At 59.3% G+C, this 23,012-nt stretch carries 15 protein-coding genes; all 15 read left to right on the top strand.

What is annotated here, in order from left to right; genetic code table 11:
* Positions 1 to 41 precede the first annotated feature (41 nt).
* The 15 genes from FHU12_RS20550 (at position 42) to FHU12_RS20480 (ending at position 22,765) form a co-directional block, all read left to right on the top strand.
* Positions 42 to 407 (top strand): TIGR03745 family integrating conjugative element membrane protein, encoded by a 366-nt coding sequence (locus FHU12_RS20550; protein WP_141971486.1) that lies wholly within the window; start codon positions 42 to 44, stop codon positions 405 to 407.
* 11 nt (positions 408 to 418) lie between these two features.
* Complete coding sequence (locus FHU12_RS20545; protein ID WP_086580534.1) at positions 419 to 784, top strand: TIGR03750 family conjugal transfer protein; 366 nt, start codon at positions 419 to 421, stop codon at positions 782 to 784.
* Positions 781 to 1,452 (top strand): PFL_4703 family integrating conjugative element protein, encoded by a 672-nt coding sequence (locus FHU12_RS20540; RefSeq protein ID WP_141971484.1) that lies wholly within the window; start codon positions 781 to 783, stop codon positions 1,450 to 1,452. The genes FHU12_RS20545 and FHU12_RS20540 overlap by 4 nt, the downstream gene beginning before the upstream one ends.
* Positions 1,449 to 2,354 (top strand): TIGR03749 family integrating conjugative element protein, encoded by a 906-nt coding sequence (locus FHU12_RS20535; protein ID WP_141971482.1) that lies wholly within the window; start codon positions 1,449 to 1,451, stop codon positions 2,352 to 2,354. Before FHU12_RS20540 ends, FHU12_RS20535 begins: the two co-directional genes overlap by 4 nt.
* Positions 2,347 to 3,843, top strand: a complete 1,497-nt coding sequence (locus FHU12_RS20530; protein ID WP_141971480.1) for a TIGR03752 family integrating conjugative element protein — start codon at positions 2,347 to 2,349, stop codon at positions 3,841 to 3,843. The genes FHU12_RS20535 and FHU12_RS20530 overlap by 8 nt, the downstream gene beginning before the upstream one ends.
* Before the next feature lie 149 nt (positions 3,844 to 3,992).
* Entirely contained in the window at positions 3,993 to 4,418 is a 426-nt protein-coding gene (locus tag FHU12_RS20525) for a TIGR03751 family conjugal transfer lipoprotein (RefSeq protein WP_089181312.1), read from the top strand.
* Complete coding sequence (locus FHU12_RS20520; protein ID WP_141971479.1) at positions 4,418 to 7,273, top strand: conjugative transfer ATPase; 2,856 nt, start codon at positions 4,418 to 4,420, stop codon at positions 7,271 to 7,273. Before FHU12_RS20525 ends, FHU12_RS20520 begins: the two co-directional genes overlap by 1 nt.
* Positions 7,270 to 7,674, top strand: a complete 405-nt coding sequence (locus FHU12_RS20515; protein ID WP_141971477.1) for an acetyltransferase — start codon at positions 7,270 to 7,272, stop codon at positions 7,672 to 7,674. Before FHU12_RS20520 ends, FHU12_RS20515 begins: the two co-directional genes overlap by 4 nt.
* Positions 7,675 to 7,776: 102 nt before the next feature.
* Positions 7,777 to 8,079, top strand: coding sequence for a hypothetical protein (locus tag FHU12_RS20510; RefSeq protein WP_141971476.1), 303 nt, complete (start codon positions 7,777 to 7,779; stop codon positions 8,077 to 8,079).
* A 9-nt stretch (positions 8,080 to 8,088) separates the two neighbouring features.
* Entirely contained in the window at positions 8,089 to 8,457 is a 369-nt protein-coding gene (locus tag FHU12_RS20505) for a hypothetical protein (RefSeq protein ID WP_141971474.1), read from the top strand.
* Positions 8,458 to 8,708: 251 nt separating this feature from the next.
* Positions 8,709 to 10,439, top strand: a complete 1,731-nt coding sequence (locus FHU12_RS20500; protein ID WP_141971473.1) for a ShlB/FhaC/HecB family hemolysin secretion/activation protein — start codon at positions 8,709 to 8,711, stop codon at positions 10,437 to 10,439.
* A 101-nt stretch (positions 10,440 to 10,540) separates the two neighbouring features.
* Positions 10,541 to 21,625: a hemagglutinin repeat-containing protein gene (locus FHU12_RS27470; RefSeq protein WP_141971471.1), complete on the top strand. Its 11,085-nt coding sequence runs from the start codon at positions 10,541 to 10,543 to the stop codon at positions 21,623 to 21,625.
* Positions 21,612 to 21,839 (top strand): hypothetical protein, encoded by a 228-nt coding sequence (locus FHU12_RS20490; RefSeq protein WP_055313698.1) that lies wholly within the window; start codon positions 21,612 to 21,614, stop codon positions 21,837 to 21,839. Before FHU12_RS27470 ends, FHU12_RS20490 begins: the two co-directional genes overlap by 14 nt.
* A gap of 25 nt (positions 21,840 to 21,864) precedes the next feature.
* Entirely contained in the window at positions 21,865 to 22,497 is a 633-nt protein-coding gene (locus tag FHU12_RS20485) for a hypothetical protein (RefSeq protein WP_185742334.1), read from the top strand.
* Entirely contained in the window at positions 22,487 to 22,765 is a 279-nt protein-coding gene (locus FHU12_RS20480) for a hypothetical protein (RefSeq protein ID WP_141971469.1), read from the top strand. Before FHU12_RS20485 ends, FHU12_RS20480 begins: the two co-directional genes overlap by 11 nt.
* Positions 22,766 to 23,012: the final 247 nt, after the last annotated feature.

Raw genomic sequence — 23,012 nt, 5'->3', positions numbered from 1 at the left:
ATTTCACGATGTTATTTTCACACACCCATAAGGAATGTTTTATGAATGCTGCAGTTCGTCTTTTCCGTCAACTTTGCGCGCGTGCCGCGGTAGCCACTTCCCTGGCGTATGTCGTCAGCCAGCCGGTGCAGGCGGCTCTGCCGTCGGTTGAACCTCCGTCCTCCGGTGGTGGCGGTGGTCTGATGGATACCATCAAAGGCTATTTCCAGGACGGGATCGTTATTATCGGTCTGGTCGCCGCTGCGGTGGCCTTCCTGATTGTCGCCAACGCTGCGATCCATACCTTTGCCGAGGTCCGTGATCAGAAGGCGACCTGGGCCAAGTTCGGCGCCATCGTGCTGGTTGGTGTGGTGCTGCTGCTCACCGTTATTTGGCTGGTTGGCAAGTCCGCCGAGATCCTGTTCTAAGGTGGCCCGCCATGCAGACTATCCGATTCTTACCTGACCGTCTTAACGCAGAGCCTGTCGTCTTCCGGGGGTTCACCACCCCGGAGATGGGACTGGCGGCGTTGGCGGGCGTAGGGCTGGGTCTGCTCGTGTCGTTGCCGTTTCTTCCCCTTGCCGGTTGGGTCGTGATACCCACCGGCATGCTGGTGACGCCGCTTCTCGTCATCTGGTTTGGGGGCAGCCGGTTGACGCGTCTGAAGCGCGGTAAACCGGAGAATTATATCTGGCAGCGCCTCGAGGCGCGTAAACGTCGCATGGGGTGGGGTGATCCCACCCTGATTATTGACAAACAGGGCTGGTCGTTGCGTCGCAGCCGCGTTGTTAAGAGGTCCACATGAGCCGTTTCAGACATGCGGTTAAAAACCGCGATCAGCATATCCTCACGTTGCGTGTTGCCTGTGGCGTGCTGGTCGTTTTCCTTCTGGTAGCCAGCATCGGCTGGATGCGGGCGCCAGACAATTTGACCATCCATAACCCGCCAGACCTGCGCAGCGGCTCTACCCGCGCCTGGTGGGAGGTACCACCGTCCACGGTCTACAGCTTCGGCTTTTATATCTTCCAGCAACTCAATGCCTGGCCAAAGAACGGTGATGCCGATTACCCGGCCAAAATTGCCGCGCTGTCTCCTTATCTGACCGACTCCTGCGCACGTTTCCTGAAGGCGGACGCCAAAAAGCGTAGCGAAAGCGGTGAGCTTGCCGGCAGAACGCGCGTGGTATTCGAAATCCCTGAGCATGGCTACAACGGCCGCTATAACCAGAGCCCGGTGACGGTCAAAGGCCGTGATAACTGGGTGGTGAGCCTTGATCTGGTGGCGGACGAGTCCTTTGCCGGCGAACCGGTGAAACGCGCACTGACACGTTACCCGCTGAAAGTGGTGCGCGCAGAAGGGGATCCGGAACGTAATGAGTTTGGTCTGGCACTGGATTGTTACGACAGCATGCCACAGCGTCTTGCTGCGGCGCCGGTGGAACCCGCGCCTGAGAAAAAAGGAGTATTCCAATGATGAAAGCACGTGTTCTGGCGCTTTCCCTGAGTGTACTTCCCCTGGCGGCGGCGTTTATCGTGCCGGTTACGCAGGCGGAAGAGCTGATGAAATGGGAGCGTATCCCCTTGCAAATCCCGTTGGCCGTCGGCAAGGAGCGGGTGTTGTTTGCCGATAAAAATGTCCGCGTCGGATTCCCGCCGGCGCTGAACGGCAAGCTGCGGGTACAAAGCAGTGGCGGTGCGGTCTACCTGAAAGCGGATGCGGCTTTCCCGCCTACGCGTCTGCAGCTGCAGGACGTGGAAAACGGGGAGGTTATTCTCCTTGATGTGACGGCATCGGACAAAGGCTCGGCTGAACCGGTGCGTATTGTCTACAGCGGTGACGTGACCTCAGTCAGCAGCAGTGACGCGTCAGCTGCTTCAGGGGGAAACAACGCGGCGCCCGGGGCGGATAACGGCACCCAGGCGAAGCGTAAAAAAGTCAAATACAACGCGCCGCTGCCGGTTGTCCTGACGCGTTACGCAGCACAAAGCCTGTACGGCCCGGTGCGTACGGTTGAAGCGGTGCCCGGCATTCATCCGGTCAACCCGCACCTGCCGAAACGTATCACCACACTGTACCCGTCAGAGCCGGTGACCATCACGCCGCTGGGCGGCTGGGGTATTGGCAGCCGCAACGTGGTAGCGCTGAAGGTGCAAAACACCGCCAGCCGCAAAATCACGCTCGATCCCCGGGTACTGCAGGGGCAGTTTGTGACGGCGACGTTCCAGCACCGCTATCTCGGCCCGGTGGGGACCCCGGAAGACACCACAACGCTGTATCTGGTCACGTCCGGTCGCCCGGACGGGGCGTTTGTCGCGGAGCCATCAGCGGTTCGCAAAGCCGTAAAAGCGGCGAAGAAGGGGGCAAACCATGGCTGAGGTGAAATCTAACATGTTGCCGAAAGTGATTGTGTTCGGCGTGCTGGCCACTGCGATCCTCGTCGGACTTAAGGCCTGCAGCGGCGGTAAAACACAGGAGGAGACTCAGCAGGCGCATAACGTGCTGGCCAGCATGTCGCCGGAAGAGCTGCGGGCGCTGGGTGTGGAGGGGGATACCCCGGAGGACACGTTGCGTACCCTGGTGGGCACCCTACGGACTACCCGAACCCAGCAGGCCGAGCTGCAGAAAAACATTGATAAAGTGCTGAAAGAAAACGAAGAACTTCGCAAGCGCAATGCCAATGTGTCCGGTCAGGTCAATGAGGCTGTGGGCGGCTTCCAAAAACAAGCGCAGCAGCGCCAGCAGCAGCTTCAGCAGGAGCAACAAACGCTGATGGGAAAAATCCAGACGCTGACCGAGCAGTTGAGTGCAAACAAGGACAAGGCAAAAAGCGACAGTGATATTCCGCTGGGGCTGGGACTGGATGGCATGGGCGCCGGGGACGGTGGTGCCGCTCCTGGTCAGGATGGCTTGATGTGGGTCGGACCGAAAGACATGAAAGAACCCGACCCACGTAATCCGAACAGCGTCAAAGACGGCCCGCAGTTCCCGACGTCGTTCCTGTCGGACAATGCGATCACACGCCAAAAAGCTGCCTATGAGCAGCAGGTTAAAGGACATACCAATGAAAAAGGGGAGGAGAACGCCGAGCCGGTGTTTACCCTGCCTGAGAATTCCACCCTGGTGGGCAGCCGCGCCATGACGGCGCTGCTGGGGCGCGTGCCGATCAACGGCACGGTGACTGACCCTTACCCGTTCAAGCTGATGATTGGCAAAGACAACCTGACGGCGAACGGCATCGAGTTGCCGGACGTCGAGGGTGCGATTGTCTCGGGGACCGCCAGCGGGGACTGGACGTTGTCGTGCGTGCGCGGCCAGGTCAACAGCATCACCTTCGTGTTTGCGGACGGGACGGTCCGCACCCTGCCAAAACCGAACACCAACATGAATGCCAACGGCAGTAACAATACTGCCGGCAGCAATGCGAAGGATGTCAGCACCACCGCCGGCATTGGCTGGATCTCCGATGACAACGGCATCCCGTGCATCAGTGGAGAGCGTAAGTCCAATGCCTCGACTTACCTGCCGACGATCGCCGCTTTGTCGGCGGCCAGTGCCGCCGGGGAAGGGATCAGTCAGGGGCAATACACCACGCAAAACAATGTGAATGGCATCACCTCGACCATGACCGGTAATGCCGGCCAGGCAGTGCTGGGCAAAGCGTTGTCCGGTGGGATGAAAGAGACTGCCGACTGGGTGCGTGAGCGCTACGGCATGATGTTCGACGCCGTGTACGTTCCGCCGGGCCAGAAGCTGGCCGTGCACATTACTCGCCAGCTGGCGATCGACTTTGAGACCAAAGGGCGAAAGGTGCGTTACGACTTCAGCCTGCCTGGCGAAGACGGCAACACCGGCGGGCTGGATTAACGCGTCATTCAGAGGAGAAAAGGCATGCTGTGGCGTCAATGCGAAAGGATGAATCGCCCACAGGGTTGGGCGCTGGTTTTGCTGTCCTGCAGCGCGTTTGGGCTGGGTGTGCTGCTCCTGCTGTGTTTGCTTATAAGAGAATGATAATCATGCGGAAAAATCTGTTTAATCGAGTTATGGCCGTCGCGGTGATGGTCGGCGCTATCGCACTGACCGGCTGTTCAACGTCGAAAGAGGAAATGCTGCCACCGGGGGACAGCTCGATGCTGGAATTGTGGCAGGGGGAAGATGGCGGCGGAACGGCGCGTAATGCGGTGGCGGCGCGCGACAGCCTGCGCCGGCCGCTCACCGAGAGCGAAAGCCAGGCAACAGCCGCGAGCGATCGCAGCTACAGCCGCACGCAGGAAAGCGAAATCAGCCAGCAGTTCCCGCGCCTGCCGAATCCCGATCTTGTGATGTACGTGTTCCCGCACCTGGCGGATGGCAACGCGCCGGTGCCGGGGTACAGCACTGTGTTTCCTTTCTACAGCCAGGTGCAGTATGCGATGCCGGGTGAACGGACGGAGGCTTACTGATGCGGTTTTCCCTGTTTGATAAAAAGCGCCTGGCGCGAAAAAAGCCGGCGGCTGTTGCCCAGGACGCACTGAACGTGACCGAGGACGGTGTGCCGCTGTCTGTCGACGGCCGTGAGCCATTACGGCGCCAGGGCAAGATGACGGTAAAGGATGAGCAGCAGGTGTACCACGCCAATCCGTCCATCGTTGATTACCTGCCCTGGGCGGAGTTTCTCGACCGTGAGCAGTGTATCTTGCTCGATGACGGCGTATCCGTCGGGGCAGCTTTTGACATCACGCCGGTGGCGACCGAAGGACGGACGGACGATCGCCTGGAGCAGATGCGCGATACTGTAGAGGATGCCCTGCAGGACTCGTTTGACGAACATGATGAAAACCCCTGGATCGTGCAGTTCTTCTGCCAGGACGAGAACAATGTCGAGGCGTATATCGACAGGCTGCGACAGTATGTCAAACCCCACGCGCAGGGCAGTGCGTTTACTGAAGACTGGCTGAAAGAGACCGAGCGCCATCTGCGCGGGATTGCGCGTCCGGAAGGCCTGTTCAAAGATACGCTGATAACAGACCAGCCATGGCGTGGGCAACAGCGACGGACCCGCATGGTGGTCTATCGCTGGATGGGTAAGAGCAATCATGATCCGATGCCACCGATTGCCATGCTCAATCAGACCTGTGAGCGCGTGACCGGGGCCCTGGCCGGTGCCGGCGTTGCCTGCGTGCGCCAGAACGGTGCGCAGGTCCATGACTGGTTGCTGCGTCATTTTAACCCCAGCCCGGAGTGGGTGGATAAAGAGACGCTGTACCGCGATGCCGCCTATTTTGACAGCCGTGACACGCCGGAAGGCGCGATGCCGGTGCAGAATGATTTTGCCGAAACCCTGCTGTTCACCCCGCCCGTATCCGATCCTGATCACGGCGTATGGTGGTTCGATAACCAGGCGCATTGCGCCATTCCGGTCGAGAAACTGCGCCGTCCGCCGGAACCGGGCACAATCACAGGTGAAATGAAACGCGGCGAAAAGAAAATCAATGCGCTGATGGATCTGTTCCCGGAAGGGACGATGGTGTGCATGACGATTGTGGTGCAGCCGCAGGACACGCTGGAGAATGACTTCAATCGACTGGCCAAAAATGCCGTCGGTGAAAATACTGAATCTGGCCGCGTGCGCCAGGACGTGGCGCAGGTGAAAGAGTACCTGGGCAATCGTCACAAACTGTACCGTGCCGGTATCACTTTCCTGCTGCGTGCCGGCGATCTGACCACGCTCAATCACAAACGTGTCGAGCTCACCAACGTGTTGCTTGGCGCCGGCCTGCAGCCGGTTCGTCCGGAATTTGATGTGGCGCCGCTCAATACCTACCTGCGGGCGTTGCCGATGTGTTTTAACCCGGAGACGGACAAGAAACACTGGTACACCCGCCTGACCTGGGTACAGCATCTGGCCGGCCTGTTACCGGTGACCGGCCGCGAAACCGGGACCGGTCACCCCGGCATGAGCTTCTTCAACCGCGGTGGGGATACGCTGACGTTTGATCCGCTCAACAAGCACGACCGGAGTCAGAATGCGCACATGCTGTATTTTGGTCCGACCGGCGCGGGGAAATCGGCGACGTTGTGCGCGACCCTGTCGCAGCTGATGGCACTACACCGGCCGCGACTGTTTATTGCCGAAGCGGGGAACTCGTTCGGACTGCTGGCCGATTATTTCGAAAGCCTGGGGCTCAGTGTCAACAAGGTGAGTATCAAACCGGGCAGTGGCGTCTCGCTGCCGCCGTTCTCCTACGCGCATAAACTCGTCGACGATGCGTTAACCTCGCTGGCCCTGGATGAAAATGACCTGCCGGACATCGATGCCGATGACGACGAGGATGAAGATAAGCGCGATTACCTGGGAGAAATGGAAATCTCGGCGCGCATGATGATCACCGGCGGCGATGCGAAAGAAGAACATGAACTGAAACGCGCCGACCGCGCGATGATCCGTGAGGCGTTGCTGATGGCAGCGCGGCAGACCTATGACGAAGGACGGCAGATGTTGCCGGCAGACCTGCAGAAGGCATTGTACGCCATATCCAAAGACGAAGGGAGTGATATCCGTAACGTCCAGCGCCGGGCCAAAGCGGCCGAAATGGCGGAGTCGCTCGGGATGTTTACCCAGGCAGGCAGTTTTGAAGCAGAGCTGTTTAACCGTGAGGGCAGCCTGTGGCCAGAGGCGGATGTGACCCTGATTGACCTGGGGCACCTGGCACGCGAAGGCTATGAGGCGCAGATGGCGCTGACGATGGTGAGCCTGACCAATACCATCAACAACATTGCCGAACGAGACCAGTACTCGGAGCGGGATATCGTGTTCGCGGTGGATGAGGCACACATTGTGACGGTGAACCCGCTGCTGGCACCGTATATGACCAAAATCGTCAAGATGTGGCGTAAGCTCGGTGCCTGGCTGTGGCTGGCCACGCAGAACCTGAAAGACTTTCCGGATATTGCCGAGAAAATGCTGAACATGGCGGAGTGGTGGGTTTGTCTGACGATGCCGCCGGAGGAGGTCAACGACATTGCCCGCTTCAAGGCGCTGACTGAAGAGCAAAAGGCGGTGCTGCTGTCGGCCAGCAAGCTGTCTGGTTGCTATACCGAAGGTGTGGTGCTGTCGAAAAAACTCGAGGCGCTGTTCCGTGCGGTACCGCCGAGCCTGTATCTGGCGCTGGGGATGACCGAGAAAGAAGAGAAGGCCGAACGCCGCGCGCTGATGCAGGAATTTGGCTGCAGTGAGCTCGAGGCGGCGCGCAGGGTAGCGCAAAAGCTTGATCGCCTGCGCGGCCTGGCGGCGAACGGGGAGGCACGGGCTGCATGATGGCGCTGAAATACCCGGAACCGGTTGTTCGACCACATGGCCTGGTCTGTCGTGAACCGTCGTTGTTTACCCTCCCTCCGCAGGGAGTGGCCACCTTAAGCGAAACGGATGCGCTGGCGCTTGAGACGTTCTGTGCTGCTATCCGCGATAGGCTGCTGGGACCGATCCAACTTACCGCCCACCCGCATCGTATTGGGAGTCGTACCAGTGTGGCACTGCATCTTGAGGGGCGCCTTGGGCGTTGCATCGATGTGTTGATCACCGTGGCCGGTAACACGCTATGGCCGCAGCCGGACGAATACAGCCACCCGCGCTGGTATATCACCGTGCCGGATGCGGCCGATGTGGTGTACCTGCTTCTTCACCTGAGCGAGCTGTGTGGGCGGTTTCGGATCAATTAGTTCTGGTCTACAATGAACCCGAAGGCTTTTATTTCTTTCACATTGTATGTCGCTTTCTACCGGCCTTTGGGCCGGTTTATTGTATATAGGGAAGGTAACATTATGGCGAGATATCGAATAGGGAACCGATTTTTATCACAGGAAGAATATGATGCAGAAATGGACTGGCGCTGGGTTTGTGGACTGTTTCTCATTGGTGCTATCGGTACGGGGATATTGGTCCACTCTTACTTTGTGAACCCAGAGTGGCATAAGTTGATTCGTTTCCTTGTTACCGTGATCCCCTCTATTGCCATTGGCTTTTTGCTGGTCAGATTGCGTTATTTTATTATGGTGCTTGTTGGGCTCCTGATCATTCTGTTTGTTGTCTCTCTGATTGTCAGTATTATTTCCTCCATGATTTAAGGCGGCTTTATGAATGAGAGCGTTCTTCGTGCTTTTAGCTATAACGGTGCACTGGATGCGGGAATGGATCCGGGTAGCTATGCATGGCAGTCCGTACCTGTCGGCGACTGGGCCGCTCGACTCGATTTCAAAGTCTGGTCGAATACCACGTCCTCGGGCCACCTTGTCTGTTACTTTACCTCCCTAGATGATGGCCAACGATACCGTCTCTCGGCATTTCGACCGAAAAATGGTTCTCGTCGCTATACCCCAAAAGATGGTGGTATTGACTTTTCTGAAGCCGGGTTGGATGGGCAAGTATTTTTGTTGAATGTGGGAAAAACGCGTAATGGTACTTCTGCATGGTTGGGGGCTGAGTTTTTGGAGCGTGATAATTAAAAATCAGGTATCGAATGAAGTTTAGATCCTGAATCTAAGCACCGTGACGCGAAGAGAATCAGCGTGTTTATACGCTGCAGGATGTAACACGTGGCACAGTTGACTGCACAGTAGGATTGTATGTGACCCAACTGACAACGCAGGCGATATCATTCCTCCCGAAAACACGACTTGCTTGCTTTTTGATCTCACAGGCGGATGGATAATGCGCCAAAAATTACATACCTTTACACTTTATGAAATGGATTTTCATGAAAAGGACTTTTCTTTCGAACGGATCCACATCGAAGGCGTTAAGCCACATTCTCGCTGGTGTTCTTTTCGCCAGCACTTTCTCGGGCATGGCCGCCACGCCCTCTGATACCCCGGAGCGAGCCGCTTCCGCTATTGATGCCCGCGAGCAGCAGCGCCAGCAGGAACGTGAGCGCGCCCTGCTTGAACAGAACACCCCACAGGCCGATGCGCGCCTTTCCCGCCCCGAGGCCGTGTTGCCGGATTACCCGGTCAATGAGTTCCCCTGCTTCACCATCAACCGGCTTACCCTGGTCGGGGAGTCGGCCGCTCGCTTTCAGTGGGCGCTGGACGCCGCTGCGGATGCCAAAGGTCGCTGTCTGGGCGGTCAGGGTATTGTGCTTGCCATCAATAAAGTGCAGAACGCCATACTGGCCAAAGGCTATGTCACTACACGCGTAATGGCACAGGAGCAGGACCTGACCACCGGCGTGTTGACGCTGACGTTGCAACCCGGGCGTATTGGTGACATTCGTTTTGAGGAGCCTGTCTCCTGGCGGGGGCGGCTGTGGAACGCTATTCCGGCCTCGCGCGGCGATATCCTCAACCTGCGTGATATCGAACAGGGGCTGGAGAACTTCAGACGGGTGCCCAGCGCCAATGCCGACATTAAAATCGTGCCTGGCGCCCAGGAGGCCACCAGTGACCTGCAGGTCAACTGGCACGAGGGGCGGCCGGTGCGGCTCAGCCTGGGGCTGGACGACAGTGGCTCCAAAAGTACCGGGCGTTATCTCGGTTCGGCCACTCTGGCACTCGATGCGCCGTTTGCGCAAAATGACCTGTTCTACGCCAACATCGGCAAGGATGTGTTTCAGCACGGGCCGTTCGGCAACCGCTCGCATACCCTGAACTACTTCTTCCCTGTGGGGTACTGGGCCTTCTCGGCCAATTACAACGACTACACCTATCACCAGAACATCCCCAACGTTCACGAGGTGCTGCGCTACAGCGGCAAGAGCGACAACCTTCAGTTGACCGTCTCCCGATTGCTCTACCGTGACCAGTCGCATAAGTTAACGCTCAACCTGCGCGGCTACCGCAAGCATTCCACCAATGCCGTGGATGACATCGAGATGCCCCTGCAAAAGCGGCGCACCGCCGGCTGGGAGATTGGGCTCAACCAACGCAGTTACCTCGGGCGCAATACGCTGGATGCGAATATCAGCTGGCGCCGCGGCACCGGCGCCCTCGGGGCGCTGCGTGCGCCGGAGGAAGTCAATCACGACGGTTCGGCGCGTACCGGTATGCTGCTCGGGGATGTGGGGTTCAACCTGCCTTTCACCTGGGGCGAGCAGCCCTGGCGGGTCTATACCAGCGTGCGGGGCCAGTGGAGCCCGAATGCGCTGACGCCACAAGAACGGATGGCCATTGCCGGTCGTTACACGGTGCGCGGGTTTGACGGCGAACAGATGCTGTCAGGCGAAAAAGGCCTGCTGTGGCGCAATGACATCGCCTGGAACGTGTTTTCTCGCGGGCACGAGCTGTACCTGGCTGCCGACTATGGTCGGGTGGACGGCCCGAATACGCGCGGTCTGCCTGGGCGGCAGTTGGCGGGCGGTGCGGTCGGTATGCGCGGCGCGCTGTGGGGACGATTCAGCTATGACCTGTTTGCCGGCGTGCCGCTGTACAAACCGGCGGGGTTCCACACCTCCGGGGCGACCGCAGGGTTTAGGGTCAACCTGGAAATCTGACCCTATGTTCACCGTGGCGGCGTTTGTCGCCCGACAACAAACTTCATTAATGACGGCCTGATGCAGCATGGTGTTGATACAGGGCCTGGATGGACTCTGCTATGAACAAACATTGCTATCGCCTTATCTTCAGCCGCACCCACGGGGAGCTGCGGGTTGTGTCCGAACTGGCCCGCAGCTGCTGCAGCGAACCGGGGCAGCGCATCGGTGCAGGGATAACGGGTGTAAGTCGTCTGTGGGTCACCGTGCGTCGGTCAGTGTGGCTGCTTGGGCTGTTGATGTTCGCCGGCCCCGTCATGGCAGACGGCATTGTCGCGGACGGCGGTGCCAATCCTTCCCTGCGGCCGGAGGTCATCAATACCCAGAACGGCTTGCCGCAGGTCAACATCACCGCCCCCAACCAGGCCGGGGTCTCACATAATCAGTATCAGCAGTTCGACGTCGACGCCAAAGGCGCCATCCTCAACAACTCGGCGGTGATGACCGCGACCCAGATGGCCGGGATGATCCAGGGTAACCCTAATCTCAATCCCAATTCCGCGCCGGCGCGCGTCATCCTCAACGAAGTCAACAGCAACAATCCCAGCCAGCTGCGCGGTTTTATGGAAGTGGCCGGCGGCAAGGCGCAGGTGATTGTGGCCAACCCCGCCGGCATTGTCTGCAACGGCTGCGGCACCATCAACGCCGGACGCATGACGCTGACCACCGGTAAACCGCAACTGAACGCCGATGGCAGTGTGGCGGGCTACCAGGTCGAGCGTGGCGTGGTGCGCATCGAGGGCGGTGGGCTCAACGGCGATACCCGTCATGATACCGAGTACGTCGACATTCTGGCGCGCGTGGTGGAGGTCAACGCCGGCGTCTGGGCTAAAGAAGGCGTGACGCTGGTGGCTGGCCGCAATCGCGTGATCGCGGACGGCAAAACCGCCGCGCCGCTTTCGGGCGACGGCAGCGCCAGGCCTGAGCTTGCCATCGATATGGGGCAGATGGGCGGCATGTACAGCGGCAGTATCCGCATGATTGGCACTGAAGCCGGCGTCGGCGTGCGTAACCAGGGCGGACAGGTCCAGGCGGGCAAAACGCTCACCGTGAGCAGCGAAGGCAAGCTCAGCTGGCGCTCTGGTGCGCCGGATGCGGCCACGCAGGCCGGCGGCGATATTCAGCTGGCGGCAAAAGGCGACATCGAGACGCACGGGAAAGTGTATAGCGGTGGCCAACTGGCCGTGCAGAGTCGCGAGGGAATGTTAACGCAATCCGGTACGTTGGCGGCGGCCGGGAATGTGCACCTGAACGCCGCGCGCGGCATCCAAAGCAGTGGCCACCTGCTGGCGGGCAGTAATGCCGACAGCACGCTGGTCCATGATGCCAATCTGCAGCTTGATAGCCAGGGCGAAATTCGCGCCAGTGGCAGTCTGCTCAGTAAAAAGAACGTCAACGCGACCGGGCGGCGGGTGGATATCAGCGGCGCGCAGGTCGGAGCCGGCCGTACCGCGCTGACGGCCCGCGAGGGCGGGGTGGCATTGCGCCAGTCCACCGTAGACAGCGGTGAGCTGGCCGTGAGCACGAAGGGAAATGTGGATGCGCAGCAGGCCCGGGTCAAGGCCGGGCGCTGGACGGTAGATGCCGACAACCTGTCCAACCAACAGGCGACCTGGTCACAGACCGGTGACGGTGAAAGCCGTTTCACCCTGGCAGGCGCACTGGATAACGGTGACGGCACCATCGAGACGCAGAGCCTTCTGCTTTCGGCCGGCCGGCTGGTCAATCAGCGTGGTCGCCTGGTGGCGCTGGGGGAAACGGCGCAGCACTGGCGAGTGGGTGGCCTGCTCGACAATGGCGGTGGCACGATGGGCAGCAACGGAGCTCTTCGCCTCGACGCCGGCAGCCTCGATAATCAGCGCGGCACGGTAAAAACCCAGGCGGGCTTCACGCTCCATGCTGATGGTGCGGTGAATAATGCCGGGGGCAACCTGCTGGCCGGGAACGGCCTGGCGCTTGAGGCAGGTAGCGATCTGAATAACCAGTCCGGCACCCTGAGTGGCGATGACGTGCGTCTGGCGGTACAACGGCTGGATAACGCGCAGGGGCAGATCATCGGTCAGGGCAATCTCGACCTGACGGCCAGCCGCCTGGATAACCAACGCGGCCTGATGGGTGCCGGCAAGGCGCTGGATATCCATACCGGCGACTGGGACAACCGTGGCGGCACGGCGCAAGGCGAAACGGCCGTCACGGCAACGGCAACGACCCTCAACAACGACGGTGGCAAGCTGCTGTCCGGCCAGGCATCAACCCTGACGACCTCGGGTAATGCCAGTAACCGTGGCGGCGAAATCAGCGCCGCGGTGCTGACGGTGAAGTCTGACCGTCTCGACAACACGCAGGGCAAGGTGATTGGCCGACAACGGCTTGAGCTGCATGCCCGTCAGGGGCTGGACAACACGCAGGGGCTGCTGGGCGCCGGTGAGATGCTGACGGTGAGCAGTGAGGGCGAGCTGAACAATCATCACGGTAGGGTGCAGGGAAATGGGCAAACCACGGTGTCAGCGCGAGACGTCCACAACGAGGCCGGCAAGCTGCTGGGTGGGCAAAGGCTCTCTCTCACTACGTCGGGCGTGCTTGGCAACCGCGAGGGGGAAATCAGCGGCGAGTCGCTCACGCTAACGGCGCAGCGCCTCGATAACGCTCAGGGCAAGGTGGTCGCCAGGCAGGATGCGAACCTGACGGCGAAGCAAGGGTTGAGCAACGCCGCCGGCTGGCTTGAAGGCGGCAGCACACTCGCCGTCAACACCGATGGCGATTGGGACAACCAGGGTGGCACCGCACAAGGTGGCCAGCAGGTCACCGCCAGCGCGCAGTCGCTCGACAATACCGGCGGGCGGCTGCAGTCCGGCGGAGGCCTGACGCTGGATGCTACAGGCAATATCCTCAATCGCACCGGCAAACTGACCGCGCAGCAAGCCCTTGCCGTTAAAGGCGGTGCAGCCAGCCTGTTCGATAATGATGGCGGCTCCCTGCAGAGCGGTGGCGACCTGTCTCTGCAGGGAGGCCAGTTGACCAACCGCGCTGCAGGGGTGGTGCTCGGCGGGCAGGCGCTTTCCCTGAACCTGACCGGCGGCTGGGACAATCAGGGCGGCACCTTGACCGGCAATGGCCGCACGCAGGTGCGCGCCGCCAGTCTGCTCAATGCTCAGGGCGCCATCAACGCGCTGGGCAGCCTGGACATGCAGTTCACCGACAAGCTGGATAACGGCCAGGGGCGGATTTTTAGTCAGTCGTCTCAAATGCTGCAGGCGCAGGATATCGTCAACGCGCAGGGTTGGATGGGCAGCCAGGGGAGCTGGCGGGCCAGAAGCGGCGGTTTTGACAATACGAAGGGCAGCGTACAGAGCCAGCAGGAAGCACAGCTTACGGCTGACTGGTTGGATAACGCCCGGGGCGTGATGCAATCGGCGCAAAACCTGGCTCTGCGCATCAAACAGGATATCGATAATCGCAACGGCAAGGTCTCGGCGCAGGGGCAGCTTGCTGTTGCAGGCGCCAAAGATGGCGAACATGCCGGCGCCATCAATAACGCCGGTGGTCAGTGGCTGGCGGGCCAGGCGCTGACTATTGCCGCCCGTAGCCTTGATAACGCACAGGCGGGGCAACTCTACAGCCAGAAGCAGCTGCGGCTCAATCTGAACGGTGGGCTGGACAACCGCGGCGGGAAAATACAGGGCGGTGGTGCGCTGGCGCTTGACGCACAAACGCTGAATAATGCCGGCGGGACGATAGACGGCCAGCAACACGTAGCGCTGTGTATTCTTGGCTTGCTGGAGAATACCGACGGTGCCGTGCGCAGTAATGGCGACCAGAAGGTGTCGGCCGCCGGTATCAATAATACACGCGGCGTATTCAGCAGCCGCGGCGGCATCGCGGTGGCATCAAAGCAGCTGGACAACGCCGGAGGTACGCTCATCAGTCAGGGGGCGGGCATCTACCGACTCGACCGGCTTAACAATCAGCACGGCAAGGTGCACAGCGGCGACTCGCTCACCCTTGAGGGGGCGCAGGTCAACAACCGGGGTGGGCAATTAGTGTCAACCCAGGGGCTGGCGCTCAAGGCCGGGACGCTCGATAACAGCGGTCAGGGCACGCTCAGCAGCCAGGCGGCTCTCAATCTACAGGCCGACCGTCTGAACAATCGTGATGGTGGGTTGATACTGGGCACCACACGCGCCGATATCACCTCTCATGATATCGACAATACCGCAGGCCGCCTGCCGAGTAGCGGCCAGATGACCCTCGCGGGGGTAACGCAGCTGGACAACCGCCAGGGGCGTATCCTGGCCAACGGCAACCTCAATATCAATACTGACCGGTCACAGACCGACTCGCCGCTGGCGCTGCTCAACCAGGGCGGGCGCGTGGAGAGCGCCGGGCAACTCACCGTGCATGCGCGTACCTTGGATAATCAGAACGGTACCCTGCTGGGGCTGCAGGCGCTGACGCTGTCCGCGCAGCAGGACTACACCCATCAGGCCGGCGAAACGATCAGCAGTAACGGCACGGTGACGTTCTCCCTGAGCGGCGCCTTTACCAACCTGGCGGATTGGTTGCTGCCAGGCAATCTGGCGCTCACTGCGGCCAGCATCACCAATCCGGCGACGCTGGTGGGCAAAACGCTGCTGCTGACGACCGGAGCCTTGCAAAACACCGGGCGCCTTGAGGCGGACAGCATGACGCTGAACGTCGATTCCCTGGACAACACCGCGGCGCTGATGGGCGACGACATCACCGTGAACGGGCGCATTATCGACAACCACGGTGCGCCTGCGGTGATGGCGGCGACCCACAGCCTGACGGTGCAGGCCGGTGAGCGACTGACCAATCGGGAGGGCGCGCTGATTTACAGCGCCGACCGCCTGCAGTTGCACAGCGATGACCTGATTGAAAATCGGGCCAGCTTTATCGAAGCTGACGGTGACGCCACCGTCGAGGCCCGTCGCCTGAACAACCTGCGCGAAGGGCTGGTGATTGAGCGTGACGCGGAGAAGAGCGACTACAAATGGCACCGCTACAACTACTACTGGCGCTCCTACGGTTCAAAGGTCAACCCTGACAAAAGCACCCTGGCGCCGACTACCCAACAGCTGACTTTCCAGGATGATGCGGCGGCGCAAACCACCCGCTACGGCACTCTGCTGGCCATTGATGCGGCGGGCAAGCGCGCACAGGTGCGGGTCAAGGACAATAAGGGCCAACTGACCGACCTGTGGGTCAATTACCTGGCGCTCAAGCCGAATGCCGATGGCAGCTATGCGATGACGTTCTACGAGACGCGGGGGGGAAACCAGCTGTCGAATATCCCGACGCCTTACCAAAACGGCTTCCATTGGGAGCACGACTGGACGCAGGTGATGACCTGGGATCCCGAAAAGCATGTCGATATCGACAGCGCGCCGTTCATCACCGATTACAACAACTTCCGCGAACGTACCGAGAGCGGCACGGTGACGCGCGACAAGCTGGTGAGTGAGGGGATCGGCGCGCGTATTCTGGCGGGCGGCAACATGGTGCTGCGCATCACGGGAGCGTTGCTCAATGACGCCAGCGTCATTACTGCCAACGGCAATCTGACGCAGGACGGCGGCGGCAGCGTGGACAACCGCGGTTACTCGGTTAATGAGCGGCGCCAGGCGGCTATCGTTGACCATTATGACAAGGACACGCATCACTGGTACCCCACGTTCAACCGGGACGAAACCACGGCGCTGGTGACCGTTGACGGGGTGATCACCGGCAATGGCACGGTCACCATCAACGGAGCCCGCATCACCAACACCACGGTCAATCAGGCGCAAATCAGTCAACTTGATGCGGCGTTGAAGGCGGTAGATGCCGAACGCGCCGAGCTTGAGCGCAATCCGCTGGCCTTCACGGTAGAGGGCGCTGCCCGACCTGACGGCGATACGGCGTTGGCACCGGGCGAGCAAATGACAAGACCGGGCGCCGCGCCGTCCTCGCCGCTGGGGCGCCCACTGCTGCCGTCTGAGCTGGCGCTGACGCAGTTACAGCACCTGGGCAATGTGGCCACCGCCATCCCCAATAACGGCTTGTTTAGTCAGCATACGGCGACCGGCAGCCCGTTCCTGGTGGTGACCGATGAACGCTTTACCCGCCGCGACAACTTTATCAGCAGCGACTATATGCTAGAACGCGTAGGGTATGACCCCGCGCAGGCCCATAAGCGCCTGGGCGACGGCTTTTACGAGCAGCGTCTGGTGCGCGAGCAGGTGCTGGCGCTGACCGGTAAACCGTCCGTCAAGGGCTGGGATGCGATGGAGCAGTATCAGCAACTGATGAACAATGGCAGCAAAGTCGCCCAGGACTTCCATCTGGTGCCGGGCGTGGCCCTGACGCCGGAGCAAATTGCAGCGTTGCAACAGGATATCGTCTGGCTGGTGAGCGAGACGGTGCAAACGGAAGGCGGCCCGCAAACGGTGTGGGTACCGAAGGTGTACCTGGCACAGACTACGCTGCGCCTGACCGGCGATGGCGCGGTAATTGGCGGCGGCGACCTGCAACTCTCGGCAAACAGCATCACCAATGCCGGCAACCTGTTTGCCGACAAAGCCCTGACGGTCGACGCCGGGCAGTTCCTGCATCAGGGCGGCGACATCAAAGCCGGCAGCATTGACGTGCAGGCCGACAGTCTGGCCATGAGCACTAACCTGCAGGATGCGCTGCGTCAGGCGACGATGAGCGCCGGCGATATTCGCCTGCGCGGTACCGATATCACGCTCACGGGGGCGAAACTGGATGCGGCCGATACGCTCAGCCTGAGCGCGCGTAACGATCTGACCATCACCGCCGCGAAAAGCAGCCATACCGCCGATCTTGAGGTTATCTCCGGTTCAATGGGTAACCGCACCCGCGGCGGCACGGAAGCGGCAGGCTCCCGGATGGCGCACGTCAGCGGCGAATGGCAGCAGGCTCAGGGGAGTGAGCTTAACGCCGGCGGCAACCTCACGCTCAATGCCGGGCGAGACGTCACGTTCACGGGCAGCCAGGCCAGCGCCGCCGGCAGCACCCGCGTGCAGGCCGGCGGCGATATCAACATCAGGGCCGAAAGCACCACCAATACCACGCACCTGGACGCCAACAGCCGTACTTCATCAGTCAGCAACGACCGCCAGGAAGAGCGCCTGACATTAAGCGCACTCAGCGGAGACCAGGGCGTCACCCTGGTGGCGGGCAACCGCCTGTTGGCCGAAGGCGCGCAGATTGACAGTAAAGAGGGGCGTATTGGCGTCAGCGCGCGGGACGTGACCATTAAAGACGCGCGCACCCGCGCGCAGGACCAGGACAGCGAAAACAAACGCGAGGCTAAAACCAAAAGCCGTCGCATCGAGCAAACCGAGCGCGAAATCAGCACCGGCAGCACTTTCAGTGGGCGCGACGGCGTGACGGTAGTCGGGCGTGAAGGCGACGTCACGGTCATCGGCAGCACCTTGCACAGTGACCAGGGCGCCATCGCCCTGCAGGCGAAAAACGATGTGATCCTTAACCACACCACCGACAGCGAGCATCGCGTCTCCAACGAGGAAAGTCGCGGCCGGAAAACCAAGGGTGAGCGCGCCGAAGAAGTCCTGCGGGAAAACGTGGTGGGCAGCACCCTCAGCGGGCAGGGCGGCGTCACGGTGGTAGCGCAGAACGGCAGCATCATCGCCACGGCAAGCACCCTGCACAGCGACCAGGGCGCCATCGCCCTGCAGGCGAAGCAGGATGTGACCCTCAATACCGCCACCGAACGCGAGTCGACCCTCAGTGAAGAGCGGTCACAGAAAAAAGGCTTCCTGAAAAAAAGCAGCAGCCACAGTATCGCCAATGACGCGACCACGCGCGAGAAAGGCAGCCTGCTGAGCGGCAACAGCGTCAGCGTCAGCGCCGGCAACGATCTGACGGTCACCGGCTCGGCCATTGCCGCTGACCGGGACGTGAACCTGCAGGCCGGCCGTAACGTCGACATCGGCGCGGCCACTGAGACCGACACGCATTACCTGCTGGAAGAGAAGAAAAAAAGCGGCCTGCTGGGCAGCGGCGGCATCGGCTTCACCATTGGTAAACAGTCGAGTAAACACGAAATCGACGAGAAAGGCAGGACTCAGAGCCAAAGTGTCAGCACCGTCGGCAGCAGTCAGGGCAGCGTCAACATCACGGCGGGTAACCAGTTGCACATCGGTGGCGCCGATCTGATCGCGAACAAGGACCTGGCGTTGACCGGCGACAGCGTGACTATTGACCCCGGCTACGATCAGCGTACGCGCAAAGAAACCTTCGAGCAGAAACAGAGCGGCCTGAGCGTGGCGCTGTCGGGCACCGTGGGCGGCGCGCTCAACGCGGCCGTCAGCTCGGCGCAACAGGCAAGAAAAGAAGGCGACGGACGCCTGAACGTGCTGCAAAACACCAAGGCGGCGCTGTCCGGCGTGCAGGCCGCACAGGCCTGGGAGCGGGACAATGCGCTGACCGCCTCGGCGGAGGCGAAAAACGCCGCTGCCGGTTTACAGCCGGGAGACGAAGATGCGGCGCAGGGCGCCACCAATACGGTAGGCATCAGCGCCTCCTACGGCAGCCAGTCGTCGAAAAGCGAAACCCGCACCGACAGCCGCCAGTCGCAGGGCAGCACGCTTACCGCCGGGCAAAACCTGTCGATAACGGCGAGCGGCAAGAACCACAATACGCAAAGTGGCGATATCGCCATCACCGGAAGCCAGCTGAAAGCGGGCAAAGACCTGTCGCTCGATGCGGCGCGGGACATTACCCTGCAGTCGGCGCAGAACAGCGAAAGCACCGTCGGCAAGAACAGCAGCAAAGGCGGCAACGTCGGTGTCGGCATCGGCGCCGGTTCGGGCGGCTATGGCATCAGCGTCTCGGCCGGCGTCAATGCCGGCAAGGGACATGAGAACGGCAACGGCCTGACCCATACCGAAACCACCCTGGATGCGGGCAGTAATCTCAAGGTGACCAGCGGCCGCGACACCACGCTTACCGGCGCGCAGGCCAGCGGCGAAAAGGTTACCGTCGACGTGGGCCGTGACCTGACGCTGCAAAGCCAGCAGGACAGCGACCGCTATGATGCCAGGCAGCAAAACGCCAGCGCGGGCGGCAGTTTCACCTTCGGCTCGATGACCGGTTCAGCCAACGTGAGCGCCAGCAAGGACAAGCTGCACAGCAACTTCGACTCGGTAAAAGAGCAGACCGGGCTGTTTGCGGGCAAAGGCGGGTATGACGTCAAAGTCAAAGAACATACCCAGCTTGATGGTGCCGTCATTGCAAGCCAGGCGGACAAAGAGAAAAACCGCCTCGATACCGGCACGCTGGGCTGGACGGACATCCACAACCAGGCGGACTACAGCGCAACGCATAGCGGCGGGTCATTCAGCACCGGCGGGCCGGTGGGCAAAGACCTGCTGACCAATATGGCCGGCGGCATGCTGTCGGGTGCCAACAACAGCGGGCATGCCGAGGGCACGACGAAGGCCGGCGTCAGTGAGGGTACGCTGATAGTCCGCGACACCGACAAACAGCAACAGGATGTGGCGCAGCTGAACCGGGATACCGAGCATGCCAACGACGGCAGCATCAGCCCGATATTCAACAAGGAGAAGGAGCAGAACCGGCTGAAGCAGGCGCAGTTGATTGGGGAGATTGGCGGCCAGGCAATGGACGTCATCCGCACGCAGGGCGATATCGCCGGGCTGAAGGCACAGAAAGACCCGGCGGCGCTGGCGCAGGCCCGAGAGCAACTGGAGAAGGCCGGCAAACCGACGAACGATGTGGCGGTGATGAAACAGGCGTACGACAACGCGATGCGGCAATACGGCACCGACCTGCAGAAGGCGGCGCAGGCGGTGACGGGCGCGCTGACGGCGCTGGCGGGCAATAATCTGGCCGGGGCACTGGCCAGCGGTGCATCGCCGTACCTGGCGACGGAAATTAAAAAGCGGGTCGGTGAAGACAATATCGCCGCCAATGCGATGGCGCACGCGATGCTGGGCGCAGTGACCGCGCAGCTGAACAACCAGTCGGTCGCGGCAGGGGGACTGGGCGCGGGTGGCGGTGAACTGGCGGCGCGCTACATTGCCGGCCAGCTGTTCCCGGGCAAGACGGCAGAGCAGCTGAGCGAAAACGAGAAGCAGCAGGTCAGCGCATTGAGCCAGTTGGCCGCAGGGCTTGCAGGCGGGCTGGTGACGGGCGATACTGCAGGAGCGGTGACCGGTGGGCAGGCCGGCAAGAATGCGGTGGAGAATAACTATCTGAGCAGTACAGAAGCCAGAGCGCTTGATAAAGAACTCTCCGACTGTAAAGCATCCGGTGGTGACTGTAACGCAGTGGTTGAAAAATACATAGAAATCAGCAACAAGAACAGCAAGGAACTGATTGATGCTTGCTCCGGTGGTGGCGTTGCCTGTGTGACATGGGAAGAGCTTATTCAGGGGGCGACAAATGTTGCTAATGATGCGCATCCGTCGCAAATCCGGCTGGATGTAAAGCTGAAAGATCCGAGTGCGGCAGCACTGGTGAATTACCTAAATGGAACTGACCTTAAATTCCTAAAAGACAATATCACCACTGGAGATCGCCTGTTATCTGTAATAAGCGATCCGACCCCATGGCCGGTTGCGGTTATGGGCGGGAAAGCGATTATCACCAATACCGTTACCAAGGGTAAAGAACAATTAATTGCTGTTGGGGTGGCATCTGCGGCCAGTGCAGGAATTCAGTACGGCACGACTGGTGAAGTGAAACTCTCTGACGTGATCGGATCAGGAGTGATTGGAGCTATAACTGCGGGTAAAGGTTATAACCCTACAGTATCTTGGAATGCAGCGGGTGGTTACTATCAAGCGGAGATTAAAGGCGACGATCCGTTTATGGGGGCTCTACTAAGTAAGGCTGGCGCATCGGCTGGTTATGCTGCGGGTAATGTTATCAAGGTGCCTATGAGTAAGGTACTTAATCCAGTGTCGAAGCAATATGAATGGGTTCCAACAGGAGTCTGGACTATCACAAAACCAGCCCCTCAAAATAACTTACCTTCACTTTCTGGAAATGTAGCTGACTCAGCTGTTTCTGGGTGGTTCTCTGACGCATTGCAAAACTCTATAAAAAATAAGGAGAATGGTAATGTTAATAAGTAAAAAGTCACTACTGGTCCTGTTGTATTTGTGCGTTGCCTTCTTTTTAATGATTTTTTTTGTAAGTTTTATTTTTCAAGTGGTGGGGTACTGGATTGGTGGCGGCGATCAAATGCTAGGGTACTTGAAGGAGAACTTTCATAAAGTATTGAATACAGCTTTAGTGGGGGTTGGTGTTGGATTTGCCTACTGGTTATTTTACTACCGAAAGATATAGAGCATTTTGCTATGAAAGCGGATAATTGCAGAAGAACCGATCTGTCGGAATTTTTGTAGTTGAGAATAACCATCTGAGCTTGCCGAATGGGCTAATGGATGCAGGGCGAGCCACTTCGACACTGAGCAAGTTTATGACGGAGCATGGTGCCACGCCGGAAGAGGTAACACAGGCGCAGAGCGACCTGGCAAAAGGTCTGGGAACAGGGGCACCACAGCCGGCTACCGAGCTTGTGAAAAAATGGGCACTATTGATGAGCACAGCAGCGACAATGGGCACGGGGTCAACCGCCGGTGCAGGAGCGGCCGCAACGGGAGGGGCTATTGGTGGTGCAGCGAATGTCAGTACGCAACTCACGGTGAATGGAGACAAACCCTTCAGCTACACCGATGCACTACTTGCAATAGGGACAGGGGCATTATCGCAAGGTAAAGGCCCGTTGCTGACAGGTGGTGTCAGTGTTGGCGGTGCTTATGTTGGCAGTACGATCAAAGGTGAAGATCCGACCAATGCGATGATTGGGGCTGGTAAAGTTGTTACTGATAAGTTGAAACCTATTATTAGTGATGGCTCTGCAGAGCTAATTGGAGCTGGAACTGGTGCTATAACATCAGAATTAACAGGAAGCAAAACCCAAGAAAAATTGGATGGTAAGTAAAATGTTACCTAAAAAAGTTAATTTTCATTTGCTAGTTTTTCTCATTGGATACTGCGTTATCTTTTTGTTTTTATTTGTTATGTTATTGGTTTTTGGAATAAGTGTGTATGCTTATTTTAAGATTGGGGTTTTAAATTACGGATGGGATGATGTAATTTACTCAGGAAAAACTGCTCTAGCCGGAGGCATTCCCTTAGGTATAGGTTGTTGGATATTGTCTAAGCTTGATGAACGGAAGCGTAATGCCCCCCACCCACCCGAAGAATAGCGGTCTGATTCCAGTCAATGATTGGGGGGGGAACTGTTAGATACAAGGAAGTAAGCCAGTAAAAACAAATTACACAGATTTAATTTATTTATTTTTACTGCACTGACTACTATTTGAAGTCCACAATGCTTCGGACAACCTTTCCAGGTAATGAGAACCAAATGGCACATAGTTAAAATACTCAGTATTGTTCGGTGGTTAATAAGATACTTCTCTCATGTGTTAATGAGCGGTCCCATATGAAAAG

It is taken from the genome of Serratia marcescens (assembly GCF_006715005.1).
GTDB lineage: Bacteria > Pseudomonadota > Gammaproteobacteria > Enterobacterales > Enterobacteriaceae > Serratia > Serratia montpellierensis.
This window is presented reverse-complemented; position numbering and strand designations above follow the sequence as displayed.